This window comes from Georgenia sp. SYP-B2076, from assembly GCF_003991205.1.
Lineage (GTDB): Bacteria > Actinomycetota > Actinomycetes > Actinomycetales > Actinomycetaceae > Georgenia.
In genome coordinates, this window is record NZ_RXOZ01000009.1 from 38,395 (window position 1) to 60,518 (window position 22,124).

A 22,124-nucleotide genomic window follows, 5' to 3' on the forward strand; every position below is an offset into this window, starting at 1 on the left:
GGGATCACCGGACCCGCTGACCGCACGCGGTGCAGTAACGGGCGCCGGGGGACACCCGGTGCCCGCACTGCGCGCAGAAGGCCACGCCCGTTGGTGCGCCGTCCGCCGGTGCGCCGCCCGCCGGCGCGCCATCCGGGGCCGGGGCACTGCCGACACCTTGACCGGGGCGGGACGGCTCCGGCCCCGCGCTGGCGGGTCTGGAAGCGTCCGGCCCGGCGCTGCCGCCGGTCGCCGAGCGGTCCGGCCCCGCGCCGCCGCCCGCATCGACGCCGGAGGCGGCGCCCGCGGGAGGACCGGCCACGGCCCGGGGCGCGAGGCCGCCCGCCGATCGTGTCTCACCCAGCCCGCCGGCCCGTTCGGGCGGCTGGGCGCGCTCCGGACCTCCCGCCGGCTTCGCGACTCCCGGGGACGGCGTCGGTGCCTGGTCCGCCGCGGGTGGTCGGGCGGCCCCCGTGGCGCGCGCCGCGCCCGGCGCCCCCGACCGGTGGGGCGACCCCGGAGCGCCAACCACCGGTGACTCCGGCGCGCCTCGCGGCGATGATGCGGCGCCGCGCGGCGACGTGCCCGCCGTGGCCGTGTCGGCGGCCGGCCCCCCACGTGCTGCCGTGGCCGTGTCGGCGGCCGGCTGAGCGCCCGCCGCCGGGGCCGCGGCGGGGGCGGCGCGCCTGCGCCGCAGGAGCAGGATGCCGGCCGCCAGGGCGAGCGCGAGCACGGCCGCGACGGGGATGACCACGGCGGCTCGGAGCCCGCTTTCGGAGCCCGCGCCGGCCCCCATGCCCATGTCGTCGCCCTTGGGCTGGTCGGCGGCCTGCTCCTTGGCCTGCTGGAGGTGGTAGGTCGCCAGGGCGGAGTCGTAGTAGGACAGGGACTCCTCGAGGTCGCTCTCGGCGGACCCGGCCATACCGCCCTGGGACAGGTGGTCGATGCCGCGGCGGAACACGGCGTCGAACTGCGACGGGGAGGTCTTGAGCCCGGCGTCGTCCATGGCCTGCTGCACCGCCGCGGCCGGCACCAGGGTGGCCGAAGCGCCCGGCGCGCCGGCGACGGCGAGACCGAGAACCTCACCCGTGGCGCGGTTCAGCACCGGGCCGCCGGCCAGGCCCGATCCCAGGGACGCACTGAGGTCCGCGTCCGAGGTGATCTGCGCCGCCGCCGGGTCCACGCTCACCGGGGTCTCGGCCGGCGGCTGCTCGGGGGTGGGCGCCGCCGTGAAGCCGGCGAGCGCGGCGTCCTTCGCCGGCTCCGCATCCGCCGGCGCGAGCCGCGCGGTCGGGGCGCCCCCGCCGCCGGCGATCCTCAGCAGCGCGACGTCGGTGGGCCGGGACGGCTGGTTGACGAGCTCGGCCCGGCTCGTGCCGGGCTGCGTCGTGTAGGTGAACACCTGGTACTGGGGGACGGTGAACAGGACGCAGTGCGTGACCCGGTCGTAGCAGTGCTGCAGGTGGGGGGCCCAGTAGGGGTCGGTGGCGTGCCCACGCCTGGTGGGATCGCCGTCGTTGCCGACCACCTCGGTCTTGATCTCCTTGGTGAACAGCTCGTTCGCGGCGTAGACGGCTACCTGGTTCTCGTCGACCGCGAGGTTCTGCCACGCGGTCGCCACCACACCGTCGGAGGACGTCAGCACGCCGGTACCCGTACCCAGGGGGACGGTGTACCGCCCGCGGGAGAGGACGACCTCCCCGGTGGTGTGGTCGATGTGGACGATCTCCGCGACCGCCGACACCTCGATCCGCACGAGTGCCGCCTTCGTGCCCTCCTCGCCGCTGCGCAGATCCGGGGTGGGTGAGGGGGTCGCCGTCGCGGTGAGGGCCAGCACGGCGCCGAGGCCGAGGGCCGTGCGGAGCAACCTGGAGGCACCCACGACTGTCATGGCCAGAGCCTCTCCAAGCGACGGAGGAGTTCTTCACGGTAGGCGGGGCGCGCGACCGGCGTCAATGAACCAGAAGAGGGGGCTGCGGCGCCACGAGCACGCCGCCCCGACGGTCGACACCCGGCGCTCCACGTCCGTGCCCCTCCACCGCCCGCGCGGGGCAGCGGCCGCCCGGCGGCCGGGGGAGGGCGTGGCGTGGCCGGGACGGGCCCGGTGTGTGCGGGCGCACATGGACGCGACGCCGCGGAGGGAATACCCTCGACGCAGGCGAAGTTGAACCGTCAAGTAATTCGTGAACCCGAGGAGCACCATGAGCCAGCCCCAGACCATCCCGCACACGGCGCCCACGCCCGCCCGCCCGGCCGAGGACCTGCTGCCGGCCGAGACGTCCATGGGCGCCGTCACGCTCCTGGTCGGTGATCTGGACCTGATGACGCGGTACTACCGTGACGCTGTCCTGCTCACCGTGCTGCGGGCCGAGGGCAACGAGGTCTCGCTGGGACGCCACGGCACCGAGCTGCTCGTGCTGCGCCACGACCCGTCGCTCCCGCCCGGCTCGCCCCGCGGCGCCGGCCTGTTCCACACCGCCATCCTCTTCGAGGACCAGGCGGCGCTGGCCACCGCGCTGGCCTCCGTGGCCGTGCGCGCGCCCGGAACCTACGTCGGCGCGGGGGACCACGACGTCTCCGAGGCCTTCTACTTCACGGACCCCGAGGGCAACGGCGTCGAGCTCTACGCCGACCGCCCCCGCAGCACCTGGGACTGGACGGGCGGCCACGTCAAGATGGGCACCGGCTGGCTCGACCCCAACCGCTTCCTCGCCGCGCACCTGACCGACGCCGCCCGCGAGGTCATCGCCACCGCGGCTCCGGTCGTCCCGACCGCTCCCGCCGCCGGCCTGGCCGGCGCCGTCGTCGGGCACGTGCACCTCCAGGTGGGCGACACCGGGACGGCGCGTCAGTTCTACGTGGACGCGCTCGGTTTCGAGGCGACCCTCGAGATGCCCGGCCAGGCGCTGTTCGTCTCGGCCGGCGGCTACCACCACCACATGGCGATGAACACCTGGAACAGCGCGGGCGCCGGTCCCCGCCTGCCCGCGCTGGGGCTGGGCACCGTCGACATCGTCGTGCCCTCCACCCAGGAGATCCTTGCGCTCGCCGACAGGCTCGCCGCGCGCGGCGTCCAGAGCCGGCACGACGGCGCCGTCCTGCGCGTCAACGACCCGTGGAACAACCTCATCGAGGTCCGCGCCGCCGCCTGACCGCCGCCCCACCACAGGCGCGGGACCGCCGTCGCACACGGGTGGTCACCCGCGAGACGTCACCGGCAGCGTGAAGGCCGCCCACGGCAGGTGGGCGGCCTTCGTGGTGTCACGACGGCCCGGGGACGACGCCGGCGCTCGCCGTCGCGCCGGGACGTCACCCGCCGTAGACGATCTCCACCCGCCGGTTCGCCGCCCGCGTCGAGGGGTCGGCCGCGCTCTCGGCGACGGCGGGCCTCGTGGCCGCGAACCCGGCCACCTCCAGCCGGAGGTCCGCGCGCGCCGCGCGGACGGCGCCGGCGACCGCCTCGGCGCGGGCCGTGGAGAGCTGCTGGTTGTCAACGGCGCCCTGCACGGAGTCCGTGTGGCCGTGGATCCTCACGGCGGCGCCCTGGGGGATGTCGACGATCAGGTCGGCGATCTTCGCGGCGGCCGTGCCGGGAAGGTCGGAGCTGTCGGGGGTGAACAGGATGTCGGTCGCGAGGGTGACGGTCGTGGTGCTGCCCTCAGTCTCGACGACCTCCAGCGCGCGGACCTTGTTGGTGAGGTCGAGCACCCGCACCGTGCCCGAGAGGTCGAGGACGCGGACGCTGCTCGCCAACTCCTGCCGGGTCGGCGTGGGGACATCCTCCGGGCCGGTCGCCGTGACGGGCGCGAGGCCGCCGAGGGCGAGCGCGAGCGTCAGCAGCGCGGCGCTCATCGGGTGACCGGGACGTCGGTGAACTCGGGGACCGTGTCCATGAACCGCACGCTGACGGTGTCGATGTCGTCCTCGGGTGCGGCGTAGATGCCCCACCACACCACCGGGTCGCCGCTGGCGGCCTCTGTCTGGTGGAAGTCCGAGGAGGTCACGGACGTGTACTCCTTGAGGTTGTCGCGGTCGAAGATGACCGGACGCTCCCACATGGCATCCGTGCCGACCATCTCGTAGAGGCTGACGGGCTCGTCCGCGCTGACGGAGGCGAAGTCGGGGGTGAGCACCAGCTTGAGGGTCATGATGTCGCCGTCGACCACGAGCGAGTGCACGCCGACGGTCACCTGGTCGTCGGTCCCGGCGAGGGTGTAGGTCTGCTCCGCCAGCACGTCCTTGGTCTCCACGGCGTCCACGCCCACGCCCGAGCCCGTCCCGTCCCCCTCGGCCTTCTCGTCGGGTCCTTGCTGCGTCTCGGTGCTGCCCTCCGCCGACGGCGCGGGGTCGTCGGACCCCTGGGAGGACGAGCAGCCCGCGAGCAGGGCGAGGGTGAGGGAGGCGGTGCCCACCAGGGCAGCGCGACGAGTCGTGCGCATGGGAACTCCAGTTTCAGGGCAATATGTACCGAAACCGCAGCATAACGGCGGGCCGGCGCGACGGCCGTTCCGCCCGTGTCCGGCCCGCTCCTGGTCCGGCGCCGCGGATCAGGCCCGGCGGTACGTGGTGATGCGGTAGCGCAGGCCCGTGCGGGAGGTGTGCCAGCCGCGGTCGGGGTCGGCGCTCTCGATCTCCCACGCGCCGGCGTCGAGCGCGGGCGCGTGGGCGTCGCCGTCGACGTCCAGGTCGATGTCGGTGACGGCGAGGCGGTCGGCGCGGGGCAGCGCCTGGGCGTAGACGTCGGCGCCGCCGATGACCCAGGCGTCCGGGCCCGCGAGCCGCAGCGCCTCGTCCAGGTCGTGCGCGACCTCCGCGCCGTCCGCGGCGAAGCCCGCCCTGCGGGTCAGGACGATGTTGCGCCGTCCGGGCAGCGGTCGGTAGCGCGGCGCGAGCGACTCCCAGGTGGGCCGGCCCATGACGACGGCGGCGCCGGAGGTGGTGGCACGGAAGTGGTCGAGGTCCTCGGGCAGGTGCCACGGCATGGTGCCGCCGGCGCCGATGACCCGGCCGTGGGCCTGGGCCCAGATCATCCCCAGCATCAGACGGCGACCGGCGCCTTGATGGCGGGGTGGTGCCGGTAGCCGACGACCTCGACGTCCTCGAACGTGTAGTCGAAGAGCGAGTCGGCCTTACGCAGGTTCAGGGTGGGGAAGGGGTACGGCTCGCGCGAGAGCTGCTCGCGCACCTGGTCGGTGTGGTTGTCGTAGACGTGGCAGTCGCCGCCGGTCCAGACGAAGTCCCCGACCTCGAGGCCCACCTGCTGAGCCACCATGTGGGTGAGCAGGGCGTAGGAGGCGATGTTGAACGGCACGCCGAGGAAGAGGTCCGCGCTGCGCTGGTAGAGCTGGCAGGAGAGCTTCCCGTCGGCGACGTAGAACTGGAAGAACGCGTGGCACGGCATGAGGGCCATCTGGTCCAGCTCGGCGACGTTCCAGGCGGAGACGAGGATGCGGCGCGAGTCGGGGTTCGTGCGCAGGGTGTCGAGGACCTGGGCGAGCTGGTCGATGTGGCCGCCACCCGGCGTGGGCCACGAGCGCCACTGGACCCCGTAGACGGGCCCGAGCTCGCCGTCCTCGGCGGCCCACTCGTTCCAGATCCGGACCCCGTGCTCCTGCAGCCAGCGGACGTTGGAGTCGCCGCGCAGGAACCAGAGCAGCTCGTAGACGACGGACTTCAGGTGCACGCTCTTCGTGGTCACCAGCGGGAAGCCCTGGCTCAGGTCGAAGCGCATCTGGTGACCGAAGACGCTGCGGGTGCCCGTCCCGGTGCGGTCGGCCTTGGGCGTGCCGTGCTCCATCACGTGGCGCAGCAGGTCTTCGTAGGCGGTGCTGATCCGCCGGTGGTCGATCGTCGGCTCGGCGTTCTCGCTCATCAGAGCATCCTAGGCCGACCCGGCGGGGCACCTTACATGGACATGGCGGGGCGCCTTGGGCGGACATGGCGGGGCGCCTTGGGCGGACATGGCGGGGCGCCCCCGCCGCGGGCGGGAGCGCCCCACAGCTCGCGCTCGGACCTCAGCCCACGCGTTGCCCCCCGGCGCCCTGCTCCCCGCCGGCGCCCTGCTCGATCTCGGTGCGCCCACCGGCGTGGGCGACCTGGATCTTGCGCGGCTTTGCGGCCTCGGCCACCGGGATCCTCAGGGTGAGCACGCCGTCCGCGTAGGCGGCGTCGATGTGCTCGAGGTCCACCGTGTTGCCGAGGGTCATCTGGCGGGCGAAGGTGCCGGTCGGGCGTTCGTGGGAGAGCCATTGCACGTTCTCGCCCTCGTCGGACACCCGCTCCGCGCGGATGGTCAGCGTCCGGCCCTCGACGTCGACGTCGACGGTGCTCGGGTCCACGCCCGGCAGGTCGATCTTGGCGACGAAGGTCTCGCCCTCGCGGTACAGGTCGAGCGGCATCAGTGCCGCCGACGGCACCTGGCGCAGGGCGGTGTCCAGCCAACGGTCCATCTCACGGAAGGGATCGGTGTGGAGAACCATCTCAGTCACCTCCTGTGTACCCGGTCCGGACCTCCCGGACCGGCCCAGTCCCGGCCGGGCGGTCCACCCGGCCGGACAGCTCGTTCACCAATTTTTTAGCACTCTCGGGAGGAGAGTGCCAGCCGTAGGCAGGCATCGTTGTTCGCTGTGAGCGAACAATTCGGGGACGTCCGACGCCGCCGGTTCAGCTGAGCAGGATCTGCGTGGCGGACTCCTTCAGCTTTGCGTTAGCCCACGTCACCTGGCGCTTCGTCTCGAGGAGGCAGCGCTGCGCCAGCGCGACCAGCTCGTCGTCCTTGGCGCCCTGCGCGGCCTGGGAGATCAGCTCCCAGTCGGCGTAGACGCCGGAGGCCCTGGTGTAGATGTCCCGCACGTCCCGCAGGAGCAGCAGCGCCGGTTCGCCGCGGCGGCCGGTCAGCTCGCCGGCCTTCTCCCGGACGACCCGGGCCAGCGGCGGTTCGGCGCGGGGCTCCGGGTCGAGGTCGACCCCGTACCGCGTGCCGGCGGCGGCGAGCTCGGCCACGTGGCGCCGCGACCATCCGGCCAGGTCGCGCGCGAGGTAGAAGATGTCGTGGTCGACCTTGTGCCGGTCCGAAGCACGAAGCAGGTGGTGGGCCAGGTCGTTCTCGTCGCCCAGGAGCTGCTCGAGGGCGAGGCCGATCTTCATCGCGCACCTCCGCCGGCCGGCAGCCGCTCGTCGGCCCGTCCGGTCGCCCCGCCCCGGGTCGGCGGCAGGTCCGTGCCCACGGGCGCGGACGCCGTCGTCGTCGGGGCGGGCGCCGGCCCGGTGCCGCCCGCCACGCGCGCGAGCCGGGCGGCCGCCGTCTTGAAGATCGGCTGCTTCGAGGCGGCGTCCCAGTCGGTGAGGGTCAGCTCGTTGGCCGCGCGCCCGGGGCCGTCGGGCTCGTGGCCCCCGCCGGTGTCCCAGTAGCCGTAGTGGAAGGGCAGGAAGAGCACGCCGTCGCGGACGCCGCTGACGCGCACCCGCGCGCGGACGGACCCGCGCGGCGTGGTCACCTCGGCGAGGTCCCCCTCGGCGAGGTCGTGGTCGGCGGCGTCGCGCGGCGAGACCTCGACCCAGACGTCCGGGGCGGCCGCCTGCAGCTGCGGGGCCCGGGCCGTCTTGGTCCGGGTGTGGAAGTGGTAGAGCGTGCGGCCGGTGATGAGCTGCAGCGGGAACTCCGGCGAGGGCAGCTCGTGGGGCGGGAGGTACTCGGCGGCCTTGAGGATCGCCCTGCCCTGGGGGTTCAGCGCCCGGTACTCGCCCGCCTGGACGGGCGCGCCCGTGAGCAGGTCCTTGCCGTAGCTCTCGCAGCGGTCGGGGTCGGCCCAGAAGTCGCCGTCGGCGTAGAGGCGCTCGGTCCCGTCCGGGTGCTCGACGTTGCAGGGCCACTGGATGCCGCTGGCGCCCCGCAGCTTGTCGTACGTCAGGCCCGTGTAGTCGCACAGCCGGCCGCGGGTGCACTCCTTCCACGCCTCGAAGGCCTCCTCGGGGGTGCGCCACTTCACCAGGGGCGCGCCGTCCTTGTCCTCGAGCCCGAGCCGGTCGGCGAGGTCGACGAAGATCTCCATGTCGGACCTCGCCTCGCCCGGCGGGTCGACCGCCTTCTCGGACAGGTGCACCGTGCGGTCGGCGTTCGTGAACGTGCCGGTCTTCTCGCCCCACGTGGCCGCCGGGAGGACGACGTCGGCCAGCTGCGCCGTCTCGGTGAGGAAGAGGTCCTGCACCACGAGGAAGAGCCGGTCCTGCGCGAGGATCGAGCGGATGCGCGCCAGCTCGGGCAGCGACACCGCGGGGTTGGTGCCCGAGACCCAGAGCAGGCGCAGCGAGCCGTCCTCGGCGTAGCGCATCATCTGCATGGCGTGGGTGGGCGGGGAGTAGTGCGGGATGTCCCTGGTCTCGAGGTTCCAGACGCGGGCGAGGTCGGCGACGTGGTCCTCGTTCGCCCAGTTGCGGAAGCCGGCCAGGTCCCCGTCGGCGCCGCACTCGCGGGTGTTCTCGGCGGTGGGCTGGCCGTTCATCTGCAGCACGCCGCAGCCGGGGCGGCCGAGCATCCCGCGCAGGATGTGGATGTTGTTGACCTGCACCGCCGCGGCGGTGGCCTGGTGAGACTGGTAGAAGCCCTGCAGCACCGTCGACAGGAGCCGCTGCGCCGTGCCGAGCAGCCGCGCCGCCTCGCGGAGGCTCTCCACGGGCACGTCGCAGATCCGGGCGGCTCGCTCGGGCGGGTACTGCGCCACCATCTCCTGCAGCGCCTCCAGGCCGACGGCGTGGGCGGCGAGATAGGCCTCGTCGGCGTGGCCCCGGGCGAGGAGCTCATGGATCAGGCCGTTCATCAGCGCGACGTTCGTGCCCGGCCGAGGGGCGAGGTGCACGGTGGCCGCCCGGGCCACCGGGGTGGCGCGCGGGTCCACGCACACGAGGGCCGGGGGGTTCGGGCCCGCGAGCCGGTCCAGGACCCGGGTCCACAGCACCGACTGCGTCTCGGCCATGTTGTGCCCGTACAGCGCGATGACGTCGGCATGGTCGATGTCGCTGTAGCTGCCCGGCTGGCCGTCGCAGCCGAAGGACTCCTTCAGCGCCTCGGCCGCGGTGGCCGTACACAGGCGGGTGTTCCCGTCGACGTGGTTCGTGCCGATCCCGCCGTGCGCGAGGATCCCCAGCGTGTAGTACTCCTCGGCGAAGAGCTGGCCGGTGGTGTAGAAGCCGATGGCGCTCGGGCCCTGCTCGGCCAGCAGCTCCCGGGTGCGGGCGACCGCGCGGCCCATGGCGGTGTCCCAGTCTGTGGGGACCAGCCGCCCGCCCTCCCGCACGAGCGGGCGGGTGAGGCGGTCCGGGGAGGCGTTGGCCTGCCAGCCGAACAGGTCCTTGGGCCCCAGTCGCCCGTGGTTGACGCGGTCGCCGGCGCGGCCCCGGACGCCCACGATGCGCCCGTCCTTGACGGCGATGTCCATGGCGTCGCCGTTCGAGTGCAGGATCGACGCCGTCTGCACCCACGCGTCGACGTCCGCGGCGTCGACGCCCTCGGCCAGGTGCGTGTCGACGCGCACCGGCCAGGGCTGGCCCGGACCGTACGGCGTGCGCGTGCCCCAGGGCTCCGCGATGCGGTCTGTCATGACCATGTGACACCTCCGCGCGGCACCCCGGGCGGCGCCGTCGCCGCCGGCGCGTGCCGGTGCCCTGAGTGAACTCCCGGCCCCCGGCGGCGGCAAGCGGGATGCCTGGCGGCACAGGGTGTCGAGGGGGCGCCGGTGGGGAGCGGCAGGGCCGCTGCTACTCCGCCCGGGGGCGGGGTGCTTGCTGGACGACGACGAAGCGGGCGCCCGGCCGGTCGGTCGGGCGCCCGCTGGGGGGCGTCGGGCGGTCGGGTCAGGCGGTCGCGCGCGCCTCGGGCTCGATGGCGGCGCCGGCGCCGGTGTGGGCGACCTGGATCTTGCGCGGCCTGGCCTCTTCGGCCACCGGGATCGTCAGCGTGAGCACGCCGTCGGCGTAGGCCGCCTCGATGCGGTCGAGGGCGAGCCCGGTCCCGAGCGCGAGCTGGCGGGCGAACGTGCCGGCCGGGCGCTCGTGGGAGAGCCACTGGACGTCCTTGCCCTCGCCGGTGCGGCGCTCCGCACGCACGGTCAGGGTGCGGTCCTCGACGTCGATGTCGATCGTGGCGGGGTCGACGCCGGGCAGGTCCATCTGGGCGACGAAGGACTCGCCGTCGCGGTACAGGTCCAGGGGCATGGCGGGGGACGACGGGGCCTGGCGCATCGCGCCGGTGAGCCAGCGGTCGACATCGCGGAACGGGTCATAACGGTTAGCCATGGAAACCACCTCCACGTGGGTCCGGCCCGGGCGGTCCGGGTCGGTCTCGTCCGGCCCTCGGTGGGGGCCGCTGACTCCAGTTTTAGCACTCTGGCATGCAGAGTGCTAAGCCTCGGGAGGCGCTCATCGCTGACGGCGAAAAGTTGAGCGTGGGACGCTCAGGTCGCTTGGAGGGCAGCCCTCCAGGGCCTCCGAGCACTGTGCCGCCCACCCTTCGTGCCCGTGTGGCCGGCCGCGCGGGCGGGCGCGGGCGTGTGGGCCCTGGTGCTCGCGCCGCCGCAGGAGCAGCCTTGGGCGTGAGCACAGGGAGGTGCCCATGAAGGTCCTCGTCACCGCGGCGAGCAGGCACGGCTCTACCGCCGAGATCGCGAGCAGGATCGGCCAGCACCTTGCCGACGCGGGGTGGGACGTGGACGTCCGCACCCCGGAGGACGTCGGCGACCTCGACGGCGTGGACGCCGTCGTGCTGGGCAGCGCGGTCTACGCCGGGCGCTGGCTCAAGGCGGCCTACGACCTCGTCGAGCGGCTGGGGCCCGAGCTCCGGGCCCGCCCGGTCTGGTTGTTCTCCTCGGGGCCCCTCGGTGACCCGCCGGTGCCGGCCGAGGAGACGGACGTCTCCGACGTCGCCCAGACCGCCGGCGCCCGCGGGCACCAGGTCTTCGCCGGGGCGCTCGACAAGCACAAGCTCGTCTTCGCGGAACGCGCCATCGCCCGGGCCCTGCACGCGCCGCTGGGGGACTTCCGGGACTGGGACGCGATCGAGCGGTGGGCAGGCCAGATCAGCTCCGCGCTCGGCGCTCACCCGAGCACCTAGCCCACGAACCGCAGAGGAAAGAGAGGCGCCATGGCCGTCGCAGCCGAATCACCGCTTCCCGGCTGGTCCGCCTATCCCGTCCGTGTCGACGCCGGGCCGCCGCCGACCCTGTCCCACTGGCTGTGGCTGGTCAAGTGGCTGCTCGCCATCCCGCACTACATCGTCCTCGTGGTGCTGTGGCTCGTGTTCGTCGTCCTCAGCATCGTCGCCCTCGTCGCGATCCTCGTGACCGGGCGGTACCCGCGCGGCATCTTCGCCTTCAACGTCGGTGTGCTGCGGTGGTCGTGGCGCGTGTCGTACTACGCCTACGGGGCGCTGGGGACCGACCGCTACCCGCCGTTCGCCCTCAGGGACGTCCCGGACTACCCGGCGCACCTGGAGGTCGAGTACCCGGAACGGCTCTCCCGCGGGCTCGTCCTGGTGAAGTGGTGGCTGCTGGCCATCCCGCACTACCTCGTCGTCGGCATCCTGGTCGGCGCCGGGCGGACCGTGGCGAACCAGGCCGACACCGGTGCGACGGGCGCCGCGGGCTCCGGGATCGCGAGCGAGCCCGAGCCCTGGACCACCTGGGACCCCGGTCTCATCGGTGTGCTGGTGCTGATCACCGCGGTGATCCTGCTCTTCACCGGGCGGTACCCGCAGGGCCTGTACAACCTCATCCTCGGCCTGAACCGGTGGGTCCTCCGGGTCGCCGCCTACGCGGGGCTCATGACGGACCGGTACCCGCCGTTCCGCCTGGACCAGGGCGGCCGCGACCCGGCCACGCTCGACGCCGGAGCGCCCCCCGGCGGCGCCGGCGGCCCCGGCGCGCCGGGGTGGGGTGGCGGACCCATGGGACCGCCGGGCACGTACGGCGGCGCCCCGCCGCCGGGCACGTACGGCGGCGCCCCGCCGCCGGGCACGTACGGCGGCGCCCCGCCGCCGGGCACGTACGGTGGCGCCCCGCCGCCGCCCGCCTGACGGACGCCGGCCGCGTCGCCGCGACGCGTGCCGGCGCGCGCTACCGGCCGCCCAGGCCGTCGAGCGCGTCGAGCTCCTCCTCGGCGAGCGCGACGCCGAGCGAGGCGAAGTTCGACGCGATCCGCTCGGGCGACGCGGACTTGGGGATGACGACGAAGCCACGCTGCCGGTGCCAGGCCAGCACCACCTGCTGCGGGGTGGCGTCGTGCGCGGCGGCCACGGCACGCAGCGTCGGGTCGCCCATGTCGGTGCGCTTGAACGGGCTGTAGCCCTCGAGGACGACCCCGCGCTCTCGGAGCGCGGCGACGAGGCCGGCGTCGTGGTCGGCGGGGCTCCACGGGATCTGGTCGATGGCCGGCGTCACGCCGGTGGCGGCGGTGAGCTCGTCGATCTGCTCGGGGGAGTAGTTCGAGACGCCGATGGCCCCGGCCCTGCCCTCCGCCTGGGCCTCGATGAACTTCTCCCAGGTGGCGGGCCAGGACTGGCCGTGGGGCGGCCAGTGCACCAGCCACAGGTCGACGCGGTCGAGGCGCAGGTCCCGCAGCGAGCTGTCGAGGGTCTCGGTCTCCCGGCCCACGCGGTCGGGCGGGCACTTCGTGGTCACGAAGATCTCGTCGCGCGGGACGCCGGAGTCGGCGATGGCGCGGCCGACCTCCCGCTCGTTGCCGTACATCGTGGCGGTGTCCACGTGCCGGTAGCCGACCTCCAGCGCCGTGCAGACCGCGGCGTAGGCCTCCGCGCCGCGCGCCTGCCACGTGCCGAACCCGAGGAGCGGGATCCGCCCGGCGGCGCCGGGCGGCGCGAGGGCCAGGCTCGGGACCGCCGCCGTCACGCCGGTTGTGCCTCGATGATCATGGCGGGCGCGGGCCCGAAGGCGTCACGCGTCCCCTCGACGACGTTCCTCCCCATCGCCCGGGTGCCCCGGTAGCCGATGACCGCGCCGATGCCGAAGGGGGCGAGCCGGCCGAGGAGCAGGGCGCCGCCGCGGGTGGCGCCCGTGCGCACGAGCCTGCGGGTGAGCATGCGGTTGACGGCCTTGACCGTGCCGATGGGCAGCTTCGTCAGGGCGGCCTTCCCCCAGTACAGGGTCCCGAGGCCGACCTGCTCGGAGACGGCGTGCGCGCCGTCCTCGCCCAGCAGGGCCGCAAGCAGGAGCGTCCGGCGTCGCTCCACGTCGTCGACCTTCACGCCGTGGACGCTGGCCACCGCCATGACGTAGCCGGCGGACGCGGACAGGAACGCGGCGACCTGGCTCGAGGTGAGGAGCAGCGCGGTGCCGGTGCCGACCGCGGGCACCGCGGCGACCGCTCCCACCCCGCCGCCGAGCAGGGCCACCCGGCGCAGGTAGCGCTTGTCCAGCCTGGCGATCAGCTCCGCGGAGGTGGCGTGCGGGTGGGCGCGCCGCAGCGCCGCGACGCGCTGATGCGCCTTCGGGTTCGCCACCGCGCGGTCCACGAGGCGCATGAAGAGGGTCGTGCCGCGCGCGCTCACTCCGCGGCCTCGTCCGTGAAGACGATGGTGTGCCCGGCGCCTGCGGCGAGCGTGCGCCCCACCGTGCACTGCTTCTCGATCGCGATCTCGGCCCGTTCAAGCATCTTCGTGCGTGCCTCCTCGGTCAGGTTGGCCATGTCGGTGACGATCTCGACCGTCATCGACTCGTAGCGGTTCTCGTCCTGGTTCTTGTCGTTGGAGACGCCGACGACGGCCTCGAAGTCGTCGCCGAGTCCGTAGGCAAGGCGGTGGTCGGCGGACAGGGCGCTGCACGCGGCGAGCGCGATCTGCAGCAGCTCGCCGGGGGAGAACACCCCGTCGGCCTTGCTGTCACCGATCAGCACCTCGGCGCCGCGCGCGTTGCGGCCGGTATAGGCACGGCTTCCCGTGCGCTCCGCCCACAGGGCGGGCGAGGGGGTGTCTTCAGGATCCGGGTCGACATCGCTCATGCGGACGATCGTCGCACGTGGCGCCGACGTCGGCTCGGCCATCGCGCCGGGAAGGAGCGCCCCGGCGCGCAGGACGGGTGTGGGCGGGTGGGCGTAGCGTCGCCCGGGTGGAGGACCACGCCGGGCGCGGGGCCGATGACGTCCTGGTCCGCGGTCGGGGGCTGCGCAAGATGTTCGGGAGCCTCGCCGCGGTGGACGGCATCGACTTCGTGGTGCGCCGCGGCGAGGCGTTCGGGTTCCTCGGGCCCAACGGCGCCGGCAAGTCCTCGACCATGAGGATGATCGGCGCGGTCTCACCCGTCTCGGGCGGCGAGCTGACGATCTTCGGCCTGGACCCCGCGGCGCACGGGCCGGCCATCCGGGCGCGCCTGGGCGTCGTCCCGCAGCGCGACACCCTCGACGAGGAGCTCACCGTCGAGGAGAACATCTGGATCTACGGCCGCTACTTCGGCCTCTCCCGCCGGGTGGTGCGCGAGCGCGCCACGGAGCTGCTGGGGTTCGCCCAGCTCACCGAGCGCGCCGGGTCCAAGGTGGAGCCACTCTCGGGCGGGATGAAGCGGCGGCTGACCATCGCCCGCTCGCTGGTCAGCGACCCGGAAATCCTCCTCCTCGACGAGCCCACCACCGGGCTGGACCCGCAGGCGCGCCACGCCCTGTGGGACCGCCTGTTCCGGCTCAAGCGGCAGGGCGTGACCCTGGTGCTGACCACGCACTACATGGACGAGGCCGAGCAGCTGTGCGACCGGCTCGTGGTCATGGACCACGGCAAGATCGTGGCCGCGGGTTCCCCGCGCGAGCTCATCGAGCGCTACTCGACCCGCGAGGTCCTCGAGCTCCGGTTCCCCTCCGACGACCACGCGCAGTACGCCGCCCGGGTGGGCGGCGTCGGCGAGCGCGTGGAGGTGCTCCCGGACCGGTTGCTCGTCTACGCGGGCGACGGCGACGCCGCCGCCTCCGCGGTCCACGCCCGCGGGCTGGAACCGATGTCCGCGCTGGTGCGCCGCTCCACGCTGGAGGACGTCTTCCTCTTCCTCACGGGCCGGACGCTGGTGGACTGATGACCGCGCCGACGGCCCGCGCCCGGACGAGGGTGCCGTCCCGGCCGCCCGGAGGGGTGGGCTGGGGCCCGGTCTTCGAGTACTGGTGGACGCAGTACCGCCGCACCTGGATCAGCAGCGTGGTGAGCCGCTTCCTCATGCCGGTGCTGTTCCTCGTCTCCATGGGGATGGTCGTCGGCGGCCTCGTGGACCGGGCGGCCGGCGGCGTGGACGGCATGCCGTACCTGCGGTTCGTGGTGCCGGGGATCCTCGCCGCCCAGGCGATGTGGACCGCGGTGGGGGAGTCCACGTACAGCGTGCTGGGCGCGCTGCGGTGGACGCGGCAGTACCACGCCATGCTCGCCACGCCGCTGGGCGTGCTCGACGTCCTCATCGGGCACCTGGCCTACGTCGCGCTCTCCATCGCGTTCGGCACCGTCGTCTTCGTCGCCGTCGCCGCCCTCTTCGGCGCCTGGGCGTCGTGGTGGGTGCTGCTCGCCGTCCCCGTGGTGGTGCTCACCGGCCTGGCGTTCGCGGTGCCGTGCTTCGCCTACACCGCCCAGTACGCCGAGAGCGCCGAGAGCGGGTTCTCGCTCATCTTCCGGCTCGTCGTCACGCCCCTCTTCCTCGTCTCGGGGACCTTCTTCCCCGTCGAGCAGCTGCCCGCGCCGCTGCGGGCGGTGGCCTGGGTGACTCCGCTGTGGCACGGGGTCTCGGCCACGCGGTCCCTCGCCGCGGGGACGCCGGAGTGGGGCGCCGTCGCCGGGCACCTGGCCTTCCTCCTGCTGGTGGTGGGCGCGTCCGGCTGGTGGGCGTGGCGGGCGTTCCGCCGGAGGCTGGTCGTGTGACCGCGCCGCGGACGCGCACGGCACGTGGCTCGCCCGGTGCCGCGTCGGCCGCCGCGCGCCTGGTCGCCCGCGCGGTGCCCGTCCCCGCCGGCGCCGGGATGGCGCGGGTCCTCGTCGAGCGCAACGTCATCGCGTTCCGGCGCGCCTGGCTCCTGCTGGTCTCCGGCTTCGCCGAGCCCGTGTTCTACCTGTTCTCCCTGGGCATCGGGGTCGGCGCCCTCGTCCGCACCGTGACGACCGACTCGGGCGCCGTGGTTCCCTACGCCACCTTCGTGGCGCCCGCGCTGCTGGCCTCCTCGGCCATGAACGGCGCGGTCATGTCCACGTTCAACGTCTTCTTCAAGCTCAAGTACGCGCACCTGTACGACTCCGTGCTCGCCACGCCGCTGGGGCCGCGGGACGTGGCGGTGGGGGAGGTCGCCTGGTCGCTGAGCCGGGGCACGATCTACTCCGCCGCCTTCCTCCTGGTCGCGGCGGCGGCCGGGATGGTGGGGTCGTGGTGGGCGGTCCTGGCCCTGCCCGCCGCCGTCCTCATCGGCTTCGCGTTCTCCGCGGTGGGCATGTTCGCGATGACCTACATGCGCTCGTGGGTGGACCTGGACCTCGTCACCCTCGCCATCCAGCCGCTGTTCCTCTTCTCCGCCACCTTCTTCCCCCTCGCGGCCTACCCCGTCTCCCTCCAGGTCCTCGTCCAGGTCACGCCGCTGTACCACGGGGTGGCGCTCGAGCGGGCGCTCATGCTCGGCGACGTCGGCCCGGCCCTGCTCGTGCACGTCGCCTATCTCGCGCTGCTCGGGCTCGCCGGCGTCGTGGGGGCGGCGCGCCGGATCGAGCGGCTGCTCCTGTCCTGAGGTCCCGGCGACGGGCCGCCGCGGGCCACGGCGGCTACGTTGTCCCCGTGCCCACCACGAACGAGCTGCGCCCGCTGCCCGACTCGGTGATCGTCGTCCTGTACGGCGCCACCGGTGACCTCGCCGGCCGGATGGTCCTGCCCGCCCTGGCCGAGGTCCACGAGCGGGACCTGACGCCCGCCAACTGGCGGCTCGTGGGCTGCGCGCGCGACGACCTCGACGACGAGGGCTTCCGGCGCCGGTTCGAGGAGTCGGTGAGCCGGAGCAGAGGCTCGCTGCCGGATGACTGGTCCACGGTCCGTGAGCGGGCGCGCTACGCCAAAGGCTTCAGCGAGGACGACCCCGGCACGCTGCCCCAGCTGCTGCAGGAGCTGCGCGGCGAGCTGGCGGGCTCGGGGAGCGAGCCGCTGGTCCTCCACTTCCTCGCGGTGCCCCCCGCCGCATTCGGCCCCATCACGCGTGGCCTCGGTGCCCACGGCCTCGCCGAGGGGGCGCGCGTCGTCTACGAGAAGCCCTACGGCACCTCGCTGCAGTCGTTCGAGGAGCTCGACGCGCTCGTCAAGGAGGTCCTGGACGAGGAGCAGGTCTTCCGCATCGACCACTTCCTGGGCAAGGAGGCCGTGCAGTCGATCTATGCCATCCGCTTCGCGAACCAGCTCTTCGGCTCCGAGTGGAGCAAGGAGAGCGTCGAGCAGGTCCAGATCGACGTGCCCGAGGACCTCGACGTCGCCAACCGTGCCGCGTTCTACGAGGCCACGGGCGCGGCGCTCGACATGCTCGTGACGCACCTGTTCCAGGTGGCCGGCCAGGTGGCCATGGACCCCCCGGCGGACCTGCGCGACCCCGACAGCGTGCTGGACGCGCGGGAGGAGGTCCTGAAGTCCTTCCGCCCGCTAGACCCCGCGCGCGACGTCGTCCTCGGCCAGTTCGACGGGTACACCTCGATCGACGGCGTCCCGGCGAACTCGGTGCAGGACACGTTCGTCGCGGCGCGGCTGTGGGTCGACACCGACCGGTGGCGCGGGGTGCCGTTCCTCCTGCGCACCGGCAAGCGCATGGCCCGCAAGGACCAGCGCATCACACTGGTGCTGCGCCCCCCGGAGGGGCCGTTGATGGACGAGCTCCACGAGCCGAACACCATCGAGATCGGCTTCGCCGGGGACGGAGAGGTCATCCTCGGCATCACCGTCAAGACGCCGGGCCCCGACCTCACGTTCTCCTCGGGCCGGGCGCGGCTCGACCTCGACGACGTCCCGGGCGGCGAGCCGCTCTCGGCGTACGCGTCGCTCATCCAGGACGCCCTGGTCGGGGACAGGTCCCTCTTCACCACCGCGGAGGGCCTGCGCGCCGCGTTCACGGCGTTCGCCCCGCTGCAGGGCCCGGACCGCCCCACGCCCGTGCCGTACGCGCCGGGCTCGTGGGGGCCGCAGGAGGCGCGCCGGCTGGCGGAGCCGCGCCGGTGGATGCTGGGCGAGTAGCGCCCGCGACCGCCACCGCGAACTGCCCTCTCCGGACCGCGATCGGGGGGTAGCGTGGCGGTCGCACCTGGCTCAACGGCGAGCCAGGGGCGTTCCCCCTCCACCGCGCCATCGCCCTCGACCGCGCCATCGCCCTCGACTGGGTCGCCTCGCCCGGGACCGGCCGCGTGGTCGGGGCGCGAAGGACCGAGATCGGCGCATCATGGGAGCGAGGCTCCGCGCCGAGCGCGGGCGCCCGCCGGCCGTGCCCGGGCGGCGAACGCCCGCGAGCCGCCCGTTCATCGAGGAGAGCACATGAGCACCCGGTACGCCCCGCAGGACGACGCGTCCGACGTCGCACGCCGTCGCCCGGGCCCCGCCACGTCCCCGTCCGGAGCCGGGACCCCGGCCGGTCCGGGCGTCGCGGAGGTGCCGGCCGACGTCGTCGAGGTGCCGGCAGACGTCGCCGCGCTGGTCGAGGACGCGGTGGCCCTGGCCGGGGAGTGGCTGGAGCAGACCGAGCGGGGGCAGACCGCTGCGGAGCGGGCCTCCGCCGGGCAGCTCGCCGCGCTGGTGGGCGACGCCGAGGGGCTGGACCTCGCGGTGCGCTTCGTCGACCGCGTCGCCCGTCCCGAGGACGCGCGGGTGGCGGCCAAGGAGCTGGCGACGATCTCCGCCGCCGCGGCCGGCGGGTTCCTGCGGAGGACCGACCAGGCGCTGCTGGCCGCCGGCGCGAGGGCGGCGCGCCTGGCGCCGGGCGTCGTCGTGCCGCTGGCGCGCAAGCGGCTGCGCCAGCTCGTCGGGCACCTCGTGGTCGACGCCCGCGACCCCGCGCTGGCCGAGCACCTCGCGGCGGCGAGGGCGGACGGGTTCCGCCTCAACATCAACCTCCTGGGCGAGGCCGTCCTGGGGGAGGCCGAGGCGGCGGCCCGCGCCGCCCGCACCCGCGCCCTGCTGGGCCGCAGCGACGTCGACTACGTCTCCATCAAGGTCTCCTCCCTGGTCTCGCAGATCTCCACCTGGGACACGGAGGGCACCGTCGCCCACGTCCTTCAGCGGCTCCGGCCCCTCTACCGCGCCGCCGCGGCGCGCAGCCCGCACGCCTTCGTCAACCTCGACATGGAGGAGTACCGCGACCTCGACCTGACCATCGAGGTCTTCACCGCGCTGCTGTCGGAACCCGAGTTCGCCGGCCTGGAGGCCGGCGTCGTGCTGCAGGCCTACCTGCCGGACTCGCTGGCCGCGCTCGAGCGCCTCGTCGCGTTCGCCGAGCGGCGCGTGGCCGCCGGCGGCGCTCCCATCAAGGTCCGGCTCGTCAAGGGCGCGAACCTGTCCATGGAGATCGTCGAGGCCGAGCTGCACGGCTGGGCCCAGGCGCCGTACGCGACCAAGGCCGACGTGGACGCGAACTACCTGCGCCTGGTCGAGCGGGCGCTGCGCCCCGACCTGGCCGGCGTGCTGCGCCTGGGCGTGGCCTCGCACAACCTCTACGACGTCGCCCTGGCGCACCTGCTCGCCGAGCGCCGCGGCGTCGGCCCGTCCCTCGACGTCGAGATGCTCCAGGGCATGGCCCCCGCGCAGGCCCGCGCCGTCAGGGACGCCGTCGGCGCCGTCCTGCTCTACACGCCCGTCGTGGCGCCCGAGGACTTCGACGTCGCCGTCTCCTACCTGGTCCGTCGGCTGGAGGAGAACGCCCAGCCGCAGAACTTCCTCCACGCGCTCTTCGCGGGCGACGGCGCCGCCATGGGCGAGCAGGAGGCCCGGTTCCGCGCGTCGGTCGCGGCCATGGCGGCCACCGCGCACCGCCCGCGACGGACGCCGGAGCGGCCGCCCTCCGGCCCGGCCTTCGCAAACACCACAGACTCCGACCCGGCCCTGCCCGCCATGCGGGTCTGGGCCGCGGACCGCGTCGCGGCCACCCCGGCGCCGCTGACGTCCCGGACGCTCGCCTCCGCCGCCGACGTCGACGCCGTCGTGGGCGCCGCCCGGGCCGCGCAGCCCGCCTGGGCCGCCCGGCCCGGCCGCGAGCGCGCCGCCGTCCTGCGCCGCACGGCCGACGAGCTCGAGGCCCGCCGCGGCGAGCTCGTCACGGCCATGGCCGCGGAGGGCGGCAAGACGGTCGCCGAGGCGGACCCGGAGGTCTCCGAGGCCGTCGACTTCGCCCGCTACTACGCGGGTCGCGCCGAGGAGCTCGAGCCGGGCGCCGGCCTCGCCGTCGACGGCGCGCGCTTCACGCCCGACCGCGTCACCCTGGTGACCCCGCCGTGGAACTTCCCCGTGGCGATCCCCACCGGCTCCGTCCTCGCCGCGCTGGCCGCGGGCTCCGCGGTCCTCATCAAGCCGGCCCACCCCGTGCCGGGCTGCACCGAGGTCGCCATGTCCGCCCTGCACGCGGCGCTCGCCGGCGCGCCGGCCGGGCTGCTCCAGGTCGTGCGGTCCGGAGAGGGCGACGTCGGCCGCGCCCTGGTCGCCCACCCGGACGTCGACACGGTCCTGCTCACCGGCTCCATCGAGACCGCCCGGATGTTCGCGTCCTGGCGGGCGGACCACCCGGGCGGCCCGCGCGTGCTCGCCGAGACCTCCGGGAAGAACTCCCTGGTCATCACGCCCGCCGCCGACTACGACCTCGCCGTCGCGGACCTGGTCAAGAGCGCCTTCGGCCACGCGGGCCAGAAGTGCTCCGCCGCGTCCCTCGTCATCCTCGTCGGCTCCGCCGGCCGCTCCGCCCGGCTGCGCCGCCAGCTCGTCGACGCCGTCTCCTCCCTCCGGGTCGGCTGGCCCGCCGACCTGGGGACGACCATGGGCCCCGTCATCGAGCCGCCCACCGGCAAGCTGCTGCGGGCCCTGACGACCCTGGAGCCGGGGGAGTCCTGGCTCGTGGAGCCCCGCCAGCTCGACGACACCGGCCGGCTGTGGTCGCCGGGGCTGAAGGACGGCGTCGCGCCGGGCTCGTTCTTCCACCTCACCGAGTGCTTCGGGCCCGTCCTCGGCATCATGCACGCCCGGACCCTCGGCGAGGCCGTGGAGCTCCAGAACGCCCCCGCGTTCGGGCTAACCGGCGGCCTGCACTCCCTCGACGCCGACGAGATCGACACCTGGCTCGACACCGTCGACGTCGGCAACGCCTACGTCAACCGCCACATCACCGGCGCGATCGTGCAGCGCCAGCCGTTCGGCGGCTGGAAGGACTCCGTGGTGGGGCCCGGCGCCAAGGCCGGCGGCCCGAACTACGTCGCCCAGCTGGGCCGGTGGTCCGCCGACGGCGTCCCGCGCGGGCAGGCCGAGCCGATCCCCGCGGTGCGCCACGCCCTCGCCGACCTGACCGGCCTGGTCACCTCGCAGGCCGACCGGTCGTGGCTGCGCGCGGCCGTCGCCTCCGACGCCGCCGCGTGGACGGCGGAGCTCGGCCGGGAGGTCGACGCCACCGGCCTGCGCGCCGAGGAGAACACCTTCCGCTACCGGCCCCTGCCCGAGCTGACCGTGCGGGCCGGCGCGGGGGCGTCCGCCGTCGAGCTGGTGCGCGTGCTGCTGGCCGCCGAGCTCGCCGGCACCCCCGCGCGCGTCAGCCTGGACCCGGACCTCTCGGCGGAGCTCAAGGCGCTCGACGCCACCGGGGAGCCGGCACGCGCCGGGCTCCGGCGCCTGACGTCCGTGGTGGACGCCGTCGAGGGCGCCGACCAGCTCGTCGCCCGGGTGCGCGCGGGCGACGTCACGGGCCGCCTGCGCGTCATCGGCGACGAGGCCCGGGTGCTGCCCGGCGCGCTCGCGGACGCGGGCGTCACCGTCCTCGCGCAGCCGGTGCTGGCCACGGGACGGCGCGAGCTCCTCACGGTGCTGCGCGAGCAGGCCCTCTCCCGCACGCGGCACCGCTTCGGCCACCTGCCGCCCGGGCACCGCTGAGGCCGGCGCCCCCCGGCGAGCCCACCGCCCCGGGGAGCGTGCCGCCGG

General features: G+C 74.5%; 20 protein-coding genes. 8 read left to right on the plus strand and 12 right to left on the minus strand.

Annotation, left to right across the window (positions count from 1 at the left end; genetic code table 11):
• Nucleotides 1-4 precede the first annotated feature (4 nt).
• Entirely contained in the window at nt 5-1,870 is a 1,866-nt protein-coding gene (locus tag EJK16_RS04405) for a zinc-ribbon domain-containing protein (protein WP_127126746.1), read from the minus strand.
• Between the two features lie 310 nt (nt 1,871-2,180).
• Here EJK16_RS04405 and EJK16_RS04410 point away from each other — a divergent pair, with 310 nt between their 5' ends.
• Nucleotides 2,181-3,131 carry a VOC family protein gene (locus tag EJK16_RS04410; RefSeq protein WP_240645770.1) on the plus strand — a complete coding sequence of 317 codons (951 nt, stop codon included), beginning with the start codon at nt 2,181-2,183 and terminating at the stop codon, nt 3,129-3,131.
• Nucleotides 3,132-3,288: 157 nt separating this feature from the next.
• On the opposite strand, the gene EJK16_RS04415 is transcribed toward EJK16_RS04410, so the two are convergent.
• The 8 genes from EJK16_RS04415 to EJK16_RS04450 form a co-directional block, all read right to left on the minus strand.
• Nucleotides 3,289-3,831, minus strand: a complete 543-nt coding sequence (locus EJK16_RS04415; protein ID WP_127126748.1) for an OmpA family protein — start codon at nt 3,829-3,831, stop codon at nt 3,289-3,291.
• Nucleotides 3,828-4,418, minus strand: coding sequence for a hypothetical protein (locus EJK16_RS04420; RefSeq protein ID WP_127126750.1), 591 nt, complete (start codon nt 4,416-4,418; stop codon nt 3,828-3,830). Before EJK16_RS04420 ends, EJK16_RS04415 begins: the two co-directional genes overlap by 4 nt.
• Before the next feature lie 108 nt (nt 4,419-4,526).
• Nucleotides 4,527-5,009: a dihydrofolate reductase gene (locus EJK16_RS04425; protein WP_370275938.1), complete on the minus strand. Its 483-nt coding sequence runs from the start codon at nt 5,007-5,009 to the stop codon at nt 4,527-4,529.
• Between the two features lie 8 nt (nt 5,010-5,017).
• A complete protein-coding gene (locus tag EJK16_RS04430; protein ID WP_127126754.1) occupies nt 5,018-5,851 on the minus strand; it encodes a thymidylate synthase in 834 nt (277 codons plus the stop codon).
• A 142-nt stretch (nt 5,852-5,993) separates the two neighbouring features.
• Nucleotides 5,994-6,458 (minus strand): Hsp20/alpha crystallin family protein, encoded by a 465-nt coding sequence (locus EJK16_RS04435; RefSeq protein WP_127126757.1) that lies wholly within the window; start codon nt 6,456-6,458, stop codon nt 5,994-5,996.
• A 184-nt stretch (nt 6,459-6,642) separates the two neighbouring features.
• Nucleotides 6,643-7,125, minus strand: coding sequence for a hypothetical protein (locus tag EJK16_RS04440; RefSeq protein ID WP_127126759.1), 483 nt, complete (start codon nt 7,123-7,125; stop codon nt 6,643-6,645).
• A complete protein-coding gene (locus tag EJK16_RS04445; protein WP_127126761.1) occupies nt 7,122-9,581 on the minus strand; it encodes a molybdopterin oxidoreductase family protein in 2,460 nt (819 codons plus the stop codon). The genes EJK16_RS04440 and EJK16_RS04445 overlap by 4 nt, the downstream gene beginning before the upstream one ends.
• 247 nt (nt 9,582-9,828) lie before the next feature.
• Nucleotides 9,829-10,269, minus strand: a complete 441-nt coding sequence (locus EJK16_RS04450) for an Hsp20/alpha crystallin family protein (protein ID WP_127126763.1) — start codon at nt 10,267-10,269, stop codon at nt 9,829-9,831.
• 316 nt (nt 10,270-10,585) lie between these two features.
• On the opposite strand from EJK16_RS04450, the gene EJK16_RS04455 reads away from it, so the two are divergent.
• Entirely contained in the window at nt 10,586-11,083 is a 498-nt protein-coding gene (locus tag EJK16_RS04455) for a flavodoxin domain-containing protein (protein WP_127126765.1), read from the plus strand.
• A 30-nt stretch (nt 11,084-11,113) separates the two neighbouring features.
• Nucleotides 11,114-12,043: a DUF4389 domain-containing protein gene (locus tag EJK16_RS04460; protein WP_127126767.1), complete on the plus strand. Its 930-nt coding sequence runs from the start codon at nt 11,114-11,116 to the stop codon at nt 12,041-12,043.
• A gap of 40 nt (nt 12,044-12,083) precedes the next feature.
• Here the strand turns inward: EJK16_RS04460 and EJK16_RS04465 are convergent, their stop codons facing one another.
• The 3 genes from EJK16_RS04465 to EJK16_RS04475 are packed head-to-tail and all read right to left on the minus strand — an operon-like array spanning nt 12,084 to nt 13,983.
• Nucleotides 12,084-12,875 carry an aldo/keto reductase gene (locus EJK16_RS04465; RefSeq protein WP_205739589.1) on the minus strand — a complete coding sequence of 264 codons (792 nt, stop codon included), beginning with the start codon at nt 12,873-12,875 and terminating at the stop codon, nt 12,084-12,086.
• On the minus strand, nt 12,872-13,534 hold the full coding sequence (locus tag EJK16_RS04470; protein WP_127126769.1) for a hypothetical protein: 663 nt from the start codon (nt 13,532-13,534) through the stop codon (nt 12,872-12,874). Before EJK16_RS04470 ends, EJK16_RS04465 begins: the two co-directional genes overlap by 4 nt.
• Nucleotides 13,531-13,983 carry an OsmC family protein gene (locus EJK16_RS04475; RefSeq protein ID WP_127126771.1) on the minus strand — a complete coding sequence of 151 codons (453 nt, stop codon included), beginning with the start codon at nt 13,981-13,983 and terminating at the stop codon, nt 13,531-13,533. The genes EJK16_RS04470 and EJK16_RS04475 overlap by 4 nt, the downstream gene beginning before the upstream one ends.
• Before the next feature lie 170 nt (nt 13,984-14,153).
• On the opposite strand from EJK16_RS04475, the gene EJK16_RS04480 reads away from it, so the two are divergent.
• The 5 genes from EJK16_RS04480 to EJK16_RS04500 all read left to right on the plus strand — a co-directional run bounded on the left by EJK16_RS04480 (nt 14,154) and on the right by EJK16_RS04500 (nt 22,076).
• Nucleotides 14,154-15,041 carry an ABC transporter ATP-binding protein gene (locus EJK16_RS04480; protein WP_127126797.1) on the plus strand — a complete coding sequence of 296 codons (888 nt, stop codon included), beginning with the start codon at nt 14,154-14,156 and terminating at the stop codon, nt 15,039-15,041.
• Entirely contained in the window at nt 15,041-15,868 is an 828-nt protein-coding gene (locus EJK16_RS04485) for an ABC transporter permease (protein ID WP_127126773.1), read from the plus strand. Before EJK16_RS04480 ends, EJK16_RS04485 begins: the two co-directional genes overlap by 1 nt.
• Nucleotides 15,865-16,719, plus strand: a complete 855-nt coding sequence (locus tag EJK16_RS04490) for an ABC transporter permease (RefSeq protein WP_240645771.1) — start codon at nt 15,865-15,867, stop codon at nt 16,717-16,719. The genes EJK16_RS04485 and EJK16_RS04490 overlap by 4 nt, the downstream gene beginning before the upstream one ends.
• A 47-nt stretch (nt 16,720-16,766) precedes the next feature.
• Nucleotides 16,767-18,197, plus strand: a complete 1,431-nt coding sequence (locus EJK16_RS04495) for a glucose-6-phosphate dehydrogenase (protein ID WP_240645772.1) — start codon at nt 16,767-16,769, stop codon at nt 18,195-18,197.
• 294 nt (nt 18,198-18,491) lie between these two features.
• Nucleotides 18,492-22,076: a bifunctional proline dehydrogenase/L-glutamate gamma-semialdehyde dehydrogenase gene (locus tag EJK16_RS04500; RefSeq protein ID WP_127126775.1), complete on the plus strand. Its 3,585-nt coding sequence runs from the start codon at nt 18,492-18,494 to the stop codon at nt 22,074-22,076.
• Nucleotides 22,077-22,124 lie beyond the last annotated feature (48 nt).

Bases quoted from the DNA above. Each gene is read 5' to 3' on its own strand.
- EJK16_RS04450 (WP_127126763.1), bottom strand. From the start codon at position 10,269: ATGGCTAACCGTTATGACCCGTTCCGCGATGTCGACCGCTGGCTCACC.
- EJK16_RS04445 (WP_127126761.1), bottom strand. From the start codon at position 9,581: ATGGTCATGACAGACCGCATCGCGGAGCCCTGGGGCACGCGCACGCCG.
- EJK16_RS04440 (WP_127126759.1), bottom strand. From the start codon at position 7,125: ATGAAGATCGGCCTCGCCCTCGAGCAGCTCCTGGGCGACGAGAACGAC.
- EJK16_RS04410 (WP_240645770.1), top strand. From the start codon at position 2,181: ATGAGCCAGCCCCAGACCATCCCGCACACGGCGCCCACGCCCGCCCGC.
- EJK16_RS04430 (WP_127126754.1), bottom strand. From the start codon at position 5,851: ATGAGCGAGAACGCCGAGCCGACGATCGACCACCGGCGGATCAGCACC.
- EJK16_RS04405 (WP_127126746.1), bottom strand. From the start codon at position 1,870: ATGACAGTCGTGGGTGCCTCCAGGTTGCTCCGCACGGCCCTCGGCCTC.
- EJK16_RS04480 (WP_127126797.1), top strand. From the start codon at position 14,154: ATGTTCGGGAGCCTCGCCGCGGTGGACGGCATCGACTTCGTGGTGCGC.
- EJK16_RS04420 (WP_127126750.1), bottom strand. From the start codon at position 4,418: ATGCGCACGACTCGTCGCGCTGCCCTGGTGGGCACCGCCTCCCTCACC.
- EJK16_RS04460 (WP_127126767.1), top strand. From the start codon at position 11,114: ATGGCCGTCGCAGCCGAATCACCGCTTCCCGGCTGGTCCGCCTATCCC.
- EJK16_RS04435 (WP_127126757.1), bottom strand. From the start codon at position 6,458: ATGGTTCTCCACACCGATCCCTTCCGTGAGATGGACCGTTGGCTGGAC.
- EJK16_RS04485 (WP_127126773.1), top strand. From the start codon at position 15,041: ATGACCGCGCCGACGGCCCGCGCCCGGACGAGGGTGCCGTCCCGGCCG.
- EJK16_RS04475 (WP_127126771.1), bottom strand. From the start codon at position 13,983: ATGAGCGATGTCGACCCGGATCCTGAAGACACCCCCTCGCCCGCCCTG.
- EJK16_RS04455 (WP_127126765.1), top strand. From the start codon at position 10,586: ATGAAGGTCCTCGTCACCGCGGCGAGCAGGCACGGCTCTACCGCCGAG.
- EJK16_RS04425 (WP_370275938.1), bottom strand. From the start codon at position 5,009: ATGATCTGGGCCCAGGCCCACGGCCGGGTCATCGGCGCCGGCGGCACC.
- EJK16_RS04500 (WP_127126775.1), top strand. From the start codon at position 18,492: ATGAGCACCCGGTACGCCCCGCAGGACGACGCGTCCGACGTCGCACGC.
- EJK16_RS04415 (WP_127126748.1), bottom strand. From the start codon at position 3,831: ATGAGCGCCGCGCTGCTGACGCTCGCGCTCGCCCTCGGCGGCCTCGCG.